12 protein-coding genes and 1 pseudogene are annotated in these 14,409 nt (G+C 51.9%); 8 read left to right on the forward strand and 5 right to left on the reverse strand.

The genetic code is table 11. The features are described 5' to 3' along the window. Positions 1-33 precede the first annotated feature (33 nt). Positions 34-1,428 carry a GntP family permease gene (locus OGY09_RS20405; RefSeq protein ID WP_196776256.1) on the forward strand — a complete coding sequence of 465 codons (1,395 nt, stop codon included), beginning with the start codon at positions 34-36 and terminating at the stop codon, positions 1,426-1,428. Positions 1,429-1,439: 11 nt separating this feature from the next. Then, positions 1,440-2,210, forward strand: a complete 771-nt coding sequence (locus OGY09_RS20410; RefSeq protein WP_032943474.1) for a 3-hydroxybutyrate dehydrogenase — start codon at positions 1,440-1,442, stop codon at positions 2,208-2,210. Between the two features lie 84 nt (positions 2,211-2,294). Here the strand turns inward: OGY09_RS20410 and OGY09_RS20415 are convergent, their stop codons facing one another. Beyond that, positions 2,295-2,726 (reverse strand): OsmC family protein, encoded by a 432-nt coding sequence (locus tag OGY09_RS20415; RefSeq protein WP_005126807.1) that lies wholly within the window; start codon positions 2,724-2,726, stop codon positions 2,295-2,297. 227 nt (positions 2,727-2,953) lie between these two features. On the opposite strand from OGY09_RS20415, the gene sra reads away from it, so the two are divergent. The 5 genes from sra to OGY09_RS20440 all read left to right on the forward strand — a co-directional run bounded on the left by sra (position 2,954) and on the right by OGY09_RS20440 (position 7,779). Continuing rightward, positions 2,954-3,094, forward strand: coding sequence for a stationary-phase-induced ribosome-associated protein (sra, locus tag OGY09_RS20420; protein ID WP_003833009.1), 141 nt, complete (start codon positions 2,954-2,956; stop codon positions 3,092-3,094). 179 nt (positions 3,095-3,273) lie between these two features. Continuing rightward, complete coding sequence (gene maeA, locus OGY09_RS20425) at positions 3,274-4,971, forward strand: malate dehydrogenase (protein WP_003833011.1); 1,698 nt, start codon at positions 3,274-3,276, stop codon at positions 4,969-4,971. Between the two features lie 309 nt (positions 4,972-5,280). Then, entirely contained in the window at positions 5,281-6,996 is a 1,716-nt protein-coding gene (locus tag OGY09_RS20430; protein WP_032943475.1) for an ABC-F family ATP-binding cassette domain-containing protein, read from the forward strand. A 220-nt stretch (positions 6,997-7,216) separates the two neighbouring features. Continuing rightward, complete coding sequence (locus OGY09_RS20435; RefSeq protein WP_003833016.1) at positions 7,217-7,495, forward strand: type II toxin-antitoxin system RelE/ParE family toxin; 279 nt, start codon at positions 7,217-7,219, stop codon at positions 7,493-7,495. Further along, complete coding sequence (locus OGY09_RS20440; RefSeq protein ID WP_003833018.1) at positions 7,495-7,779, forward strand: HigA family addiction module antitoxin; 285 nt, start codon at positions 7,495-7,497, stop codon at positions 7,777-7,779. The genes OGY09_RS20435 and OGY09_RS20440 overlap by 1 nt, the downstream gene beginning before the upstream one ends. Before the next feature lie 41 nt (positions 7,780-7,820). Here OGY09_RS20440 and OGY09_RS20445 read toward each other — a convergent pair. The 4 genes and pseudogenes from OGY09_RS20445 to fdnG all read right to left on the reverse strand — a co-directional run. After that, a pseudogene (locus OGY09_RS20445) lies at positions 7,821-8,421 on the reverse strand (inorganic diphosphatase); the annotation flags it as partial. Positions 8,422-8,550: 129 nt separating this feature from the next. After that, the gene (fdnI, locus tag OGY09_RS20450) at positions 8,551-9,207 is read right to left on the reverse strand and encodes a formate dehydrogenase-N subunit gamma (protein ID WP_003020054.1); all 657 of its coding nucleotides are present in this window, start codon (positions 9,205-9,207) and stop codon (positions 8,551-8,553) included. Further along, positions 9,200-10,084 carry a formate dehydrogenase N subunit beta gene (fdnH, locus tag OGY09_RS20455; protein ID WP_003833024.1) on the reverse strand — a complete coding sequence of 295 codons (885 nt, stop codon included), beginning with the start codon at positions 10,082-10,084 and terminating at the stop codon, positions 9,200-9,202. Before fdnH ends, fdnI begins: the two co-directional genes overlap by 8 nt. Before the next feature lie 13 nt (positions 10,085-10,097). After that, a complete protein-coding gene (gene fdnG, locus OGY09_RS20460) occupies positions 10,098-13,145 on the reverse strand; it encodes a formate dehydrogenase-N subunit alpha (RefSeq protein WP_122973786.1) in 3,048 nt (1,015 codons plus the stop codon). Between the two features lie 288 nt (positions 13,146-13,433). Between fdnG and yddG the strand changes: the two genes are divergently transcribed. Beyond that, entirely contained in the window at positions 13,434-14,315 is an 882-nt protein-coding gene (gene yddG, locus OGY09_RS20465; protein ID WP_008784800.1) for an aromatic amino acid efflux DMT transporter YddG, read from the forward strand. The last annotated feature ends 94 nt before the right edge of the window (positions 14,316-14,409 follow it).

A 14,409-nucleotide genomic window follows, 5' to 3' on the forward strand; every position in this document is an offset into this window, starting at 1 on the left:
TGTACCCCACTATAACAATGATATTGAGGAGTCATGATGAGTGTATTAATCGCCCTGGCAGCGTTGGGCCTGCTGATGCTGGCAGCCTATCGCGGATATAGCGTTATCCTGTTTGCCCCCATCGCGGCATTAGGTGCTGTATTGCTTACCGAACCCAGCGCCGTCGGCCCTGCTTTCACCGGCCTGTTTATGGAAAAAATGGTCGGTTTTGTGAAGCTTTACTTCCCGGTGTTCTTGCTGGGGGCAGTGTTTGGCAAGTTAATCGAGTTATCTGGGTTTTCACGTTCCATTGTTGCCGCCGCTATCAACATTCTCGGCCGTCGCCATGCCATTCCGGTTATTGTGCTGGTATGTGCGCTGTTGACCTACGGCGGCGTATCGCTGTTCGTCGTGGCGTTTGCGGTGTATCCGTTCGCGGCCGAACTGTTCCGTCAGAGCAATATCCCGAAGCGGCTGATCCCGGCAACCGTTGCGCTGGGTGCCTTCTCCTTCACCATGGATGCCCTGCCAGGCACACCGCAGATCCAGAACATTATTCCGACCAGTTTCTTCGGTACCAACGCCTGGGCCGCGCCGTGGCTGGGTTTGATAGGTTCCGTATTTATCATCGTTGTTGGTCTGGTTTATCTCGAACGTCAGCGTCGTAAAGCGCAGGCAAAGAATGAAGGCTATGGGACTGAACTGTTAAACGAGCCGGAAACGCCGGATAACATTAATCTGCCGAACCCGATCATCGCGATCTCTCCGCTGATCCTGGTTGGGGTATTTAACCTGCTGTTTACCCGCTGGATCCCGCAATGGTATGGCGCCACGCATCAACTGGAGCTTCCGGGTCTCGCCAAACCGATTACCACCGAAGTCGGTAAAATCACTGCTATCTGGGCAGTGGAAGCGGCGCTGATTTCTGGGATCCTGTTGGTGGTGCTCTTCGGCTATCGCAACATTAAAGGTCGCCTGGCGGAAGGCAGCAGAACGGCGGTTGGCGGCGCGATCCTCGCGGCGATGAACACCGCGTCAGAGTACGGTTTTGGCGCAGTGATCGCCGCCCTGCCAGGTTTCCTTGTACTGTCAAAAGCACTGGCGGCTATTCCTGACCCGCTGCTCAATGAAGCTATCAGTATCACTACGCTCGCCGGGATCACCGGTTCGGCGTCTGGAGGAATGAGTATTGCCCTTGCCGCCATGTCTGACACCTTTATCGCGGCCGCTCACGCTGCCAATATCCCACTTGAAGTCTTTCACCGCGTGGCGTCTATGGCCAGCGGCGGTATGGACACCCTGCCGCATAACGGCGCAGTCATTACCTTATTAGCTATCACCGGTCTCAGCCATCGTCAGGCGTATGGCGGAATTTTTGCTATTACCGTCATTAAAAGTCTGGCCGTACTGTTTGTCATCGGCGTGTTCTACACCACCGGAATTGTTTAAGGAGAATCATCATGAACTTAACGGGAAAAACCGCCCTGGTTACCGGCTCGACCAGCGGTATCGGATTAGGTATCGCACAGGTGCTGGCGCAATCGGGCGCCACCCTGATCCTCAACGGGTTTGGTGATGTGGATGCCGCCAAAGACGCTGTTGCCCAATATGGCAAAACGCCAGGTTATCATGGTGCGGATCTGAGCAATGAAGCGCAAATTGCCGACATGATGCGCTATGCCGAGAGCGAATTCGGCGGTGTTGATATTCTGGTCAACAACGCGGGGATCCAGCATGTATCCCCGGTGGAAACCTTCCCGGTTGATAAATGGAACGCGATTATCGCCATTAATCTCTCTTCCGTTTTTCACACCACGCGTCTGGCACTTCCTGGTATGCGCGCGCGAAACTGGGGGCGCATCATTAATATCGCTTCTGTTCACGGCCTGGTGGCTTCAAAAGAGAAATCCGCCTACGTAGCGGCGAAGCACGGCGTGGTGGGATTCACCAAGACCATCGCACTGGAAACCGCGCAGACGGGTGTCACCTGCAATGCGCTGTGTCCCGGTTGGGTGCTCACACCGTTGGTCCAGCAGCAGATCGATAAGCGTATTGCCGAAGGCGCAGAGCCTGAGGCTGCGCGTGACGCCCTGCTATCGGAAAAGCAGCCGTCGCGTGAATTCGTCACGCCGGAACAGTTAGGTGAGCTGGCACTATTTCTGTGTTCAGACGGTGCGGCGCAGGTGCGCGGCGTGGCGTGGAATATGGATGGCGGTTGGGTAGCGCAATAACATCATCAGGTGCCGGATAAGACTGACTTACATCCGGCACAGTCGTAGGCCGGATAAGACGCAGTCGCATCCGGCACGCCACGATTAAGACTTCAGCTGATAATCCAGCGTAATTTCCGCGTTCAGTACCTGCGATACCGGGCATCCGGCTTTTGCTTTCTGGATGATGCCGTCAAACGTGGCGGCGTCTATCCCCGGCACGCTCACCTGGCTATGCAACGCGACTTTAGTGATCGCAAACCCGGCATCTACTTTATCCAGAGAAACATCGGCAGTGGTATCAATGGCATCTGGTGTAAACCCTGCTTCGCCCAGCATCAGCGAAAGTGCCATCGAGAAGCAGGCTGCATGGGCCGCGCCAATCAATTCTTCAGGATTGGTGCCTTTCACACCTTCAAATCGTGTATTAAACCCATACGGTTGCTGATTCAACACGCCACTTTCGGTCGACACAGTGCCTTTGCCGCGCTTAATGTCGCCTTCCCAGTGTGCCTGACCTTTCTTATGGATAGTCATTACCGCTCTCCTGTGTTGTCGTCGGAGTTACTAGTATAGGACGGCTGAGAAAAAGCATGTTACATACGGGATAGTTCTCATTTGCCGCTTAAGCATTGACCTTTCAGATAAAATGACCGACCATCCAGTAAGCCGTTATGTTGAACATCGGCTTTATATCAGGTTGTATTTCGTCCGTTCTCATACGGGCTCGCCCTTGAAACCAGTAACAGGATTAAGGAGTTAGAATGAAATCGAACCGTCAGGCCCGTCATATTCTCGGACTGGACCACAAAATCTCAAATCAACGTAAAATCGTGACCGAAGGTGACAAAACCAACGTGGTCAATAATCCTACTGGAAGAAAGCGCCGCACTGACGGCAAGTAGCCTTTCGCACGTCTGACTGAGTAACGAGATAAACACCATTGCAACCGCAGTGGTGTTTTTGCTTATAAAACCCCTTAACCCATTCACAATGCTTTATACTTCGCCCGTTTCCCTGGCGGACAGGCCACATACGATCATAAAGAGCGCCAGGGACGGTTATTCAAAAAAGAGTGAGTGACATGGAAAACGAAACCAAAAAACTGCGTTCCCTTTACATCCCCTACGCTGGCCCGGTACTGCTGGAATTCCCTTTACTGAATAAAGGGAGCGCCTTCAGTGTGGAAGAACGCCGTAACTTCAACCTGCTGGGGTTACTGCCGGAAGTGGTCGAGACGATTGAGGAACAGGCTGAACGCGCCTGGATCCAATATCAGGGATTCAAAACCGAAATCGACAAACATATTTACCTGCGCAACATCCAGGACACCAACGAAACCCTGTTTTACCGACTGGTGCATAATCACCTGGATGAGATGATGCCAGTTATCTATACCCCAACGGTCGGCGCGGCCTGTGAGCGTTTCTCTGAGATTTATCGTCGTGCGCGCGGCGTGTTTATCTCATATCAGAACCGCCACAATATGGACGATATCCTGCAAAACGTCCCTAACCACAATATCAAGGTCATCGTTGTCACCGATGGCGAACGTATTTTAGGTCTTGGCGATCAGGGGATCGGCGGGATGGGTATTCCAATCGGTAAACTGTCGCTGTATACCGCATGTGGCGGAATTAGCCCGGCCTATACTCTTCCGGTGGTACTGGATGTGGGGACCAACAACCAGCAACTGCTGAACGATCCGCTGTATATGGGCTGGCGCAATCCGCGTATCACTGATGATGAATACTACGAATTCGTTGATGAATTCATCCAGGCCGTGAAGCATCGCTGGCCGGACGTGCTGTTGCAGTTTGAAGATTTCGCCCAGAAAAACGCTATGCCACTGCTGACCCGTTATCGTGATGAAATTTGCTCGTTTAACGACGATATTCAGGGCACCGCGGCGGTTACCGTCGGTACGCTGATTGCGGCAAGCCGCGCGGCCGGTAGCCAGTTGAGTGAACAGAACATCGTCTTCCTCGGCGCAGGTTCCGCCGGTTGCGGGATCGCCGAGCAGATCATTGCGCAGATCCAGCGTGAAGGTTTAAGCGAAGAAGCGGCGCGTCAACGTGTATTCATGGTCGACCGCTTCGGCCTGTTAACAGACAAAATGCCGAACCTGCTCTCCTTCCAGACCAAACTGGTGCAAAAACGCGAAAATCTCCAGCATTGGGATACCCAAGAAGATGTGCTGTCATTGCTCGATGTGGTCCGCAACGTTAAGCCGGATATCCTGATTGGCGTTTCCGGACAAACCGGCCTGTTTACCGAAGAGATCATCCGCGAAATGCACAAGCATTGTCCGCGTCCGATCGTCATGCCGTTGTCTAACCCCACTTCCCGTGTTGAAGCTACACCACAGGATATTATTGCCTGGACCGAAGGTAACGCGCTGGTTGCGACCGGTAGTCCATTCGCACCGGTACTGTGGAAAGATAAAATTTACCCAATCGCCCAGTGTAACAACGCCTATATCTTCCCGGGTATCGGCCTGGGTGTGATTGCGTCTGGCGCGTCGCGCATCACTGATGAAATGCTGATGTCGGCGAGTGAAACGCTGGCGCAGTATTCACCGCTGGTGCTCAACGGTGAAGGTCTGGTGCTACCGGAACTGAAAGATATTCAGACCGTTTCTCGCGCCATTGCCTTTGCCGTCGGTAAAATGGCTCAGCAGCAAGGTGTGGCAGTGAAAACCTCCGCCGAAGCGCTGCAACAGGCAATTGACGATAATTTCTGGCAGGCAGAATATCGCGACTACCGTCGTACCTCTATTTGACGGTTTGCCCGGCGGCACACTGCTGTCGGGCGTTCAACACTTGCGCTTTTGCGTAACTTACGATTACACTTTCACCACCGATTAACATTCTGAAAAATAAAAGGAGGATACTTATGCTGTACTGTGAACGTTTTATCGTTTCACATGCTTTTGGCGATCGCCAGTGCTCAAGCGTTATCGGTATCGTGCTGCGATAACTTCTGCTTGAGCGAAGCTAACTTCTAAATCCCCTTCTCTCGGGCTTACCGGGTTATCGTCAGCGATGTTTGACGAGGCGTTTTCACGCCTGTAACTCTTGAGTAAGCAACAATGAGCACATTACTAACCGCACAATCCTTACACGTTGATACGGCATTCGGCACGCTATTCGACGATCTTTCCTTTACCCTGAAAAAAGGCGATCGCATCGGGCTTATCGGTTACAACGGCTGCGGCAAAAGCACACTGTTAAAACTGCTCGATGGCACGATCTCGCCCACCAGTGGGGCAATCGCGCAGGCGAATCACTGCCATCTCGCGCGTGTAGAACAACATCTACCTGACGATATACTGCCGCTTAAGCTGCAGGAAGCCGTTCTCGCTCAACTTCCCGAGCATGAACGCGCAGCTCAGCAGTGGCGGGTTGAAGCACTGCTTGCCGAAATGGGTTTTACGCCAGAGAATTTATCTCTGACTGCGCAAACATTGAGCGGTGGCCAGCACACGCGCTTGCTATTAGCGCGGGCACTGATGCGTAATCCTGACCTGCTGCTGCTGGATGAACCGGGTAACCACCTGGATTTGCCTACATTACTGTGGCTTGAGCAGTTCTTACAGAACTGGTCTGGCAGTTTTGTGGTGGTCTCCCACGACCCGCAACTGCTGGACGCGGTGACTCATGGAACCTGGATCTTGCGCGATCGCACTCTCCATGCGTTTGATCTACCCTGTAGCGCGGCGCGTCAGGCTCTGGCAGAAAGAGATGTCAGTGATGCTCTGCGCCACAAGGCTGAGCAAAAAGAGATAGACCGGGTGACTGCCAGCGCCAAACGGCTGGCAACCTGGGGGCAGGTCTACGACAACGAAGATCTCTCCCGCAAGGCCAAGCAGATGGAAAAACAGGTACAGCGCCTGAAAGAGGTGCAAACAGAACTAACGTCAGGAAGTCAGTGGACACTAACATTGCAGGGTGATGCCCTGCGTGCAGATCGTTTGCTGGAGATGACCAATCTGTCTGTAGCCCCTGCTCCCGGTTCAGATACACTGTTTTCCATTGCCGGTATCCGGTTAAAAAGCGGCGATCGCGTGGCGATTGTCGGGCGTAACGGTTGCGGGAAATCATCGCTGTTAAGGCTTATCTGGCAACAGTTTCAGTCACAGCTGGCATCACCTTCACTGGTGTTACACCCGCGCGTTACCCTGGGTTATTACGACCAGACGCTGCATCAGCTTGCCGATAACGATTCATTGTTTGACGCGCTGGAAGCGTTTGCCCCGCAGCCTGATATTCGCAAGATGGCGTTGATTAGCGCGGGATTTCCGTGGGTTCGTCATGCGCAGCGAGTCAGCACGTTAAGCGGCGGTGAGCGCTCCCGGTTACTATTTGTTGGGCTGACGCTTGCGCGCTACAGTCTGCTGATGCTCGATGAACCAACCAACCATCTGGATATGGAAGGCAAAGAGGCGCTGGCAGAAACGCTACAAAGCTATAACGGCGGCGTGTTGCTGGTCAGTCACGACCGGCAGCTTATCAGCCAAAGCTGCAACCGGTTCTGGTTAATCGACAATGGCGAACTCAGTGAATGGCACGATCTGGATGCGGTCAATGCGCGTATTCGGGAAACGTCCGCGGAGATAACCGTTCCCAAAACGGCGGTCGAAGCGAAAACTGAAATAAGCGGTGACAGCGATAGATTGCTGGAACAACTTCTCGATCTTGAGCAGCGTCTGGCCGACGATCTCGCCCGCAAGCCGAAACATCAAAAACCGTTGTTACAGGCGCAATGGCGTAAAGAGATTGAACGTCTGAACGCACAACTGGAGTAACCTTTATTGCCGGATGGCGCAAGCTTATCCGGCCTACATCAGCAAAATGCGCGTGTAGGCCAGTCATCCGGCAATTCTTGCGTGACGCTTTCCAGTTATTCCCCTTCTCCCTTTTTCTTTTTGCACATTCGCCGCACAATTTTAAATATCGCAATCTTGGTGTTGCGTTTAACGGAACATTGATGGTAGTGTTCCTCTTGAAGGAACAAGGATGATACGGATGATCATGAACTTCAGGCACAAGGGATTGCGCGATTTGTTTCTTCATGGACGAACATCAGGCGTTATGGCGAAACATGTCCGACGATTACGACACAGACTTGCCGTTATTGATGCGGCAAGCAAGGTTACAGATATCAATATGCCCGGTTATAAGCTACATCCTCTGGTGGGTGAACGCGACGGCATATGGGCAATTTCTGTTTCAGGTAACTGGCGTATTACGTTTGAATTCGTCAATGGCGACGCGTACATACTGGATTACGAGGACTATCATTGATGAAGATGGCAAATCATCCCCGTCCTGGGGATATCATTCAGGAAGCGCTGGAAGAACTCAATGTCAGCCTGCGCGAGTTTGCCAGAGCTATGGAGATTGCACCGTCAACGGCAAGTCGACTATTAACCGGGAAAGCGGCTCTGACGCCTGAGATGGCGATTAAACTCTCCGTAGTGATTGGCAGTTCACCCGAAATGTGGTTAAACCTGCAAAATACCTGGAGTCTGGCAGAGGCCCAAAAAAGCGTGGATATTTCACGTCTGCGTAAGCTGGCGGTACAGTGATATAAATGCCGGATATACTTTTGTCATCCGGCATACCATTTATTGCTGCGGTTTTTTCTCTTTCCAGGCATCCCAGGCCTGTTTGATCTCTTGCTTTGCCGTAGCGGCGTCATTGAAACCGTTTAATTCGACCTTCTTGCGCCCTTCCGGCAGATCTTTGTACACGCGGAAGAAAGATTCCAGACGTTGAACTTCAATCTTGGGCAGATCGCTCAACTCTTTGATGTCGTCATAAGTGGGGTCAATTTTACTGGCCGGAACGGCGACAATTTTGTTGTCCTTTTCACCGCCGTCGATCATCTTCAGTACGCCAATAGCGCGCAGCTTAATCAACGTTCCCGGAGCAAGCGGCGCACGGGTATAAAAAATGACGTCCAGCGGGTCACCGTCACCGGCTAAAGACTGGGTGAGTGAACCGTAGTTGGCGGGATAGGCAACCGGCATTGACTGGAAGCGATCGGCAACGATAAAACCGGTTTTGGCGTCGGTTTCATATTTAATCATTCCACCTGCAGGAATTTCGGTTACGGCATAAAACTCTTCCGGGTTGTTCTCCGGCTGAGGAAATTCGAGGATGTTCTGTGCCTGAGCTGAAGTACAAAGAAACACGCTGACTGCGAGTAATTTTTTCACCAAATGCATTGTCTTTTAACTCTTCTATTATCGGAAAGACAACACCTTACGTTCAGCAGATGACAGAAACATGACGTTTTTTTGGCAAAAAAATGGCGCTACCGATGTAGCGCCATTGCGTAGAGGGAACATCAGGGATTAGTTAACCCCCTCCTCGCTCTCTTTTTTCGCTTCTTGTCTTTCAACTTCGCGATACCAACGTGGGTGATGTTTCTTCGCCCAGCGACGGCTCACTTTCCCTTCGACCATGCCTTTAATCGATCCTTTCACCCAGAATGCCATATACATATGGATGAGGATGGCGTGCATCAGGATAATCCCCGCCGCCGCATGGATCAGCAGGCTATAGCGCACGACCTGCATCGGGAAGAACTGCGCGAAGTACGGACGCCAGATAATGATACCGGTAATCAGCAGCACGAAAATCATGCTCATAATCGACCAGAACATCATTTTCTGCCCAGCGTTGTATTTGCCCACATCCGCCACTTTGTGTTCATTGCCTTTCAGTACTTCCACAATGTTTTTCAGCCACGGAATATCTTTCTTATCCGGGATGTTGTGGTGCACAAAGCGTACAAACATGAACATCAGCGCCACGAAGATCAGTATGCCGAAGAACGGGTGCAAAATGCGTCCCATCTGCGGCGTACCGAAGGTTTGCGTCAGCCATTGCAGAGTCGGGAAGAAAAATGAAATCCCCGACAGCGCTACCAGGAAGAAGCAGATCACCACCGTCCAGTGACAGGCGCGGTCGATAAATTTCGTGCGCACAATCATTTTCGACTTACTCATGATGATCCTCCTCGTCGTCGTCCACTTCCTTATTCGGACCAATACCAATGTAGTGGTAAATCAGTCCGGCGAAGGTGGCGATAAATCCGGCAGCGGCCAGCGGCTTCAGCGCTCCTTTCCACAGATTGATAGAGGTATCTATCTGCGGGTCTTTTGGCAGGCCGTGATACAGTTCAGGCTGGTTGGCATGATGCAGAACGTACATGACGTGCGTGCCGCCCACACCTTCCGGGTTGTAAAGACCGGCATGTTCAAAACCGCGTGCCTTCAGTTTGGCCACACGCTGTTCACCCATTTCCAGCATTTCCTGCTTGGTGCCGAAATGTATTGCCCCGGTCGGACACGTTTTCACGCAGGCAGGTTCCTGCCCGACGCTGACACGGTCCACACACAGCGTACATTTATACACGCGGTTATCCTCTTTATTGAGGCGCGGAATATTAAATGGACACCCGGCAATACAGTAGCCGCAGCCAATGCAGTGCTCTGACTGGAAATCGACAATCCCGTTGGCGTACTGGATGATGGCCCCGGCAGACGGGCACGCCTTCAGGCAGCCCGGATCTTCACAGTGCATACAGCCGTCTTTACGAATCAACCACTCCAGCTTGCCGTTCTGTTCGGTTTCGGTAAATCGCATCACCGTCCAGGACTTGGCGCTGAGATCGGCGGGGTTGTCATAAACCCCGACGCAGTGGCCTACCTCATCGCGGATATCGTTCCACTCTGAGCATGCCACCTGACAGGCTTTACAGCCTATGCAGGTGGAAACGTCGATCAGCTTCGCGACCTCTGCTTTGTAATCACGAGCCTGAGGCGGCGGCGTGATGGAGTTTGTTGCGGACCGTTTGATGATGTCCTGCGTTTCCATAGACATATGTTCGCCTCCCTTACGCCTTCTCGATGTTAACTAAAAACGCTTTGTATTCCGGCGTTTGCGAGTTTGCATCACCGACGTTCGGCGTCAGGGTGTTGGCGATAAAGCCTTTACGCGCGACTCCTTCAAAGCCCCAGTGGATTGGGATCCCAACCGTTTCTACCTGCTGACCGTTGACGTTCAGGGTACGCAGACGACGAGTGACCACGGCAACTGCGCGAATAAATCCACGTTTGCTGCTGACTTTCACGTGATCGCCGTTGTTGATCCCCTTCGCTGCCGCCAGCGTTTCGCTGATTTCCACAAACTGCTCTGGCTGGGCAATCGCATTCAACAATGCGTGCTTGGTCCAGGTATGGAAATGTTCGGTCAGACGATAGGTCGTCCCGACGTACGGGAAGTCCTGTTTCGTGCCCATACGAAGTTTATCCGCCTCGTACAGACGCGCTGCCGGGTTGGAGATCACATTCGGGTGCAGCGGGTTAGTGCCCAGCGGCGTTTCCATCGGCTCGTAGTGTTCCGGGAACGGACCTTCCGCCATCTTATCGATAGCAAACAGACGCCCCAGCCCTTCCGGCTGCATGATAAACGGATTGGTGCCACTGCCCGGTGCTGCGGTATTGAAGTCCGGGATATCGTTCCCTGTCCACTTCGTACCGTTCCACTGGATAAGCATGCGTTTTGGATCCCACGGTTTACCCTGCGGATCCGCCGAAGCGCGGTTATACAGCACGCGACGGTTCAGCGGCCATGCCCAGGCCCAGCCCAGCGTATTACCGAGACCTGACGGGTCAGCGTTATCGCGATTGGCCATCTGGTTGCCCTGCTCGGTCCAGCTACCGGTATAAATCCAGCAGGATGATGACGTAGAACCATCATCGCGCAGCAGCGCAAAGCTGTTGAGCAACTGACCTTTCTTCGCAACCAGCACGCCGTTGGCATCATAGAGATCTTCCAGCGCATAGCCGTTGTTCTCTTTCGCCACTTCTTCGGAGTGCGGTTCGTCCGGCTGCTTATAGTTCCAGCTCATTTTCAGAACGGGTTCTACAGCTTTACCGCCTTCAGTGCGATACATGTTACGCAGACGGTGGTAAATACCGGCAAGGATTTCGCCGTCGTTGCGGGCTTCACCCGGTGCGTCCTGACCTTTCCAGTGCCACTGCAGCCAGCGGCCGGAGTTGGCGATGGAACCGTCTTCTTCTGCAAAGCAGGTAGAAGGCAAACGGAAAACTTCGGTCTGAATCGACGCCGGGTCAACGTCGTTTGATTCACCGTGGTTCTGCCAGAACGTTGAGGTTTCGGTCACCAGCGGATCGATAACCACCAGATACTTCAGTTTGCTGAGGCTCTGCACCACTTTGTTTTTGTCCGGGAAGGACGCAACAGGGTTAAAGCCCTGACAGATGTAGCCGGTGACTTTCCCGCTATCCATCATGTTGAAGTATTTAATGACGTCGTAGGACTGATCCCACTTCGGCAGCCACTCAAAGCCCCAGTCATTTTCTTTCTGCGCTGCATTGCCGTAGAAAGATTTCATCAGGCTGACGAAGAACTTCGGATAGTTGCCCCAGTAGTTAACCTGATCGGCCAATGTCGCTTTTGGCGTGTTTGCGGCCAGATAGGTTTGCAGGTCTGTCTGTTTCTCTGACGGCAGCGTCAGGTAGCCCGGCAGGCTGGTAGAGAGCAGACCTAAGTCGGTTAACCCTTGAATGTTGGAGTGGCCGCGCAAGGCGTTGACACCGCCACCTGCCATCCCCATGTTGCCGAGCAGCAACTGGATCATCGCCATGGTGCGGATGTTCTGTGCCCCGACGGTATGTTGAGTCCAACCCAGCGCGTACAGGAACGTGGTGGTGCGATCGGCTGCACTGGTGGAAGCCAGCACTTCGCAGACTTTCAGGAAGTCTTCTTTCGGCGTACCACAAATGTTTTCCACCACATCCGGCGTGTAGCGGGAAACGTGCTGTTTTAGCAGGTTCCAGACACAGCGAGGATGGCTTAACGTTTCATCGCGTTTCGCGTAGCCGTTTTCATCGAACTGGTAGTTCCAGGACGATTTATCGTATTGGCGTTTTTTCGCGTCATACCCGCTGAACAGACCGTCTTCAAAAGCATAGTCATCCCGCACCAGCAGGCTGGCGTTGGTGTAATGCTTAACGTATTCAGCGTTAATTTTGTTGTTTTCAATCAGGTACAGCAAGACTCCGGACAGGAACGTAATGTCCGTGCCGGAACGAATTGGCGCATAGATATCCGCCACCGAAGCTGTACGTGTAAAACGAGGGTCAACAACAATCAGCGTGGCATCATTGTTGTTTTTAGCTTCCATCGCCCAGCGGAATCCCACCGGATGTGCTTCAGCGGCGTTACCGCCCATCACCATCACGACGTTAGCGTTTTTAATATCAACCCAGTGGTTGGTCATCGCACCGCGACCAAATGTTGGAGCAAGACTTGCTACCGTTGGTCCGTGTCAGACGCGCGCCTGGTTGTCTACTGCCAGCATGCCGAGTGAGCGCACAAATTTTTGCGTCAGCATGCCGGTTTCATTACTTGCCGCAGATGCACACAGCATCCCGGTTGAAAGCCAGCGGTTTACCGTTACGCCCTGCTCATTCTTCTCAATAAAGTTGGCGTCACGGTCAGTTTTCATCAGCTTCGCGATACGGGTGAATGCTTCATCCCAGCTGATACGCTGCCATTTGTCGGAACCTGGTGCACGGTATTCCGGGTAACGCAGACGGTTTTCACTGTGCACGTAATCCAGTAATCCTGCGCCCTTAGGACATAATGCCCCACGGCTCACCGGATGATCCGGATCCCCTTCAATATGGTAAATCGACTCTTTGGCGTTTTTTGCTCCATCTCCCAGGCTATACATTAATAGCCCGCAACCTACGGAACAGTATGTGCAGGTGTTTCGGATCTCTTTGGCGCGTAAAAGCTTATAGTTTCGCGCCTGAGCCAGTGCCATTTTGGGTGCAAAACCCAGAGCAGCTACTGTTGTTCCCGCCATACCGCCCGCGCAGATTTTAAAAAATTGTCTGCGGCTGACGTCCATTGCTTTCCTCTTTTTTGCAGGGATTCGTACAGGACATCTCTCAAATCGCGCCAGCGCGGCATAATTGAAAGATGACATGTACAACTTCGCGACGAAACTATCAGCTATATCCATATTTTTTTTGCGTCAAATCAATAACGAAACGGTTCCGCTACTAAATAGTGCACTTTGTTTAACCTTTGTACCTATAAGGGGGTAGATAAAAGGTAATTAGTTAGCGCGCTACGGTGTAAAAGTGCTATAAATTTCAGCTTAAATTTTTACCAGCACCATGGACAGACAATCAGAATGACAAAACATAAAGCGACGTTAATTGGGCTCATTGCCATCGTGCTCTGGAGCACGATGGTCGGGCTAATGCGTGGGGTAAGTGAAGGACTGGGTCCTGCAGGTGGCGCAGCAATGATTTTTTCGTTAAGTGGCCTGTTGCTGATTTTTACCGTCGGCTTTCCGAATATCAGAAAAATTCCTGTGCGTTATTTAATCGCGGGTAGCGTGCTTTTTGTTACCTATGAAATATGTTTAGCGCTGGCTCTCGGTTATGCGGCTACTCGTCACCAGGCTATTGAAGTCGGTATGGTTAATTATCTCTGGCCGAGTCTGACGATATTGTTTGCTATTTTATTTAATGGTCAAAAAACAACCTGGCTGGTAATCCCAGGATTAATTATCGCATTGACCGGGGTTTGTTGGGTATTGGGTGGCGAAAATGGCCTTAATCCTGGTGAAATTATAAACAACGTTGCCAGCAGCCCGCTGAGCTATTTCCTCGCCTTTCTTGGCGCATTTATCTGGGCAACGTATTGCACGGTGACCAATAAATACGCAAAAGGCTTTAACGGTATTACCGTATTCGTTTTACTAACGGCTGCAAGTTTGTGGGTTTACTATTTTATGACTCCGCAACCAGAAATGAATTTCAGCACTTCGGTGACTATTAAAATGTTCTCAGCGGCATTAACGTTAGGATTTGCCTATGCGGCGTGGAATATTGGCATTTTGCATGGCAACGTGACCATCATGGCCGTAGGTTCCTATTTTACCCCAGTGCTATCCTCTGCTCTGGCTGCTGTGTTACTCAGCGCCCCGTTGTCGCTATCTTTCTGGCAGGGTGCATTGATGGTTTGTGCGGGTTCGCTACTTTGCTGGTTGGCAACACGCCGCGCCTGAAAAAAATCCGGGTTTTATCGCGCAAATCTAAAACCCGGCTACACTGTAATCAAATTAATGAATAATAAATGTTCATTCCACTTGTGGTTTATGT

This window comes from Citrobacter sp. Cpo071 (assembly GCF_030332765.1).
Classification (GTDB): domain Bacteria; phylum Pseudomonadota; class Gammaproteobacteria; order Enterobacterales; family Enterobacteriaceae; genus Citrobacter; species Citrobacter portucalensis.

Coding starts and splice junctions, on each gene's coding strand:
- sra (WP_003833009.1), top strand. CDS start 2,954: ATGAAATCGAACCGTCAGGCCCGTCATATTCTCGGACTGGACCACAAA.
- OGY09_RS20415 (WP_005126807.1), bottom strand. CDS start 2,726: ATGACTATCCATAAGAAAGGTCAGGCACACTGGGAAGGCGACATTAAG.
- fdnH (WP_003833024.1), bottom strand. CDS start 10,084: ATGTCTATGGAAACGCAGGACATCATCAAACGGTCCGCAACAAACTCC.
- OGY09_RS20440 (WP_003833018.1), top strand. CDS start 7,495: ATGAAGATGGCAAATCATCCCCGTCCTGGGGATATCATTCAGGAAGCG.
- OGY09_RS20435 (WP_003833016.1), top strand. CDS start 7,217: ATGATCATGAACTTCAGGCACAAGGGATTGCGCGATTTGTTTCTTCAT.
- fdnI (WP_003020054.1), bottom strand. CDS start 9,207: ATGAGTAAGTCGAAAATGATTGTGCGCACGAAATTTATCGACCGCGCC.
- OGY09_RS20430 (WP_032943475.1), top strand. CDS start 5,281: ATGAGCACATTACTAACCGCACAATCCTTACACGTTGATACGGCATTC.
- OGY09_RS20410 (WP_032943474.1), top strand. CDS start 1,440: ATGAACTTAACGGGAAAAACCGCCCTGGTTACCGGCTCGACCAGCGGT.
- maeA (WP_003833011.1), top strand. CDS start 3,274: ATGGAAAACGAAACCAAAAAACTGCGTTCCCTTTACATCCCCTACGCT.
- yddG (WP_008784800.1), top strand. CDS start 13,434: ATGACAAAACATAAAGCGACGTTAATTGGGCTCATTGCCATCGTGCTC.
- OGY09_RS20405 (WP_196776256.1), top strand. CDS start 34: ATGATGAGTGTATTAATCGCCCTGGCAGCGTTGGGCCTGCTGATGCTG.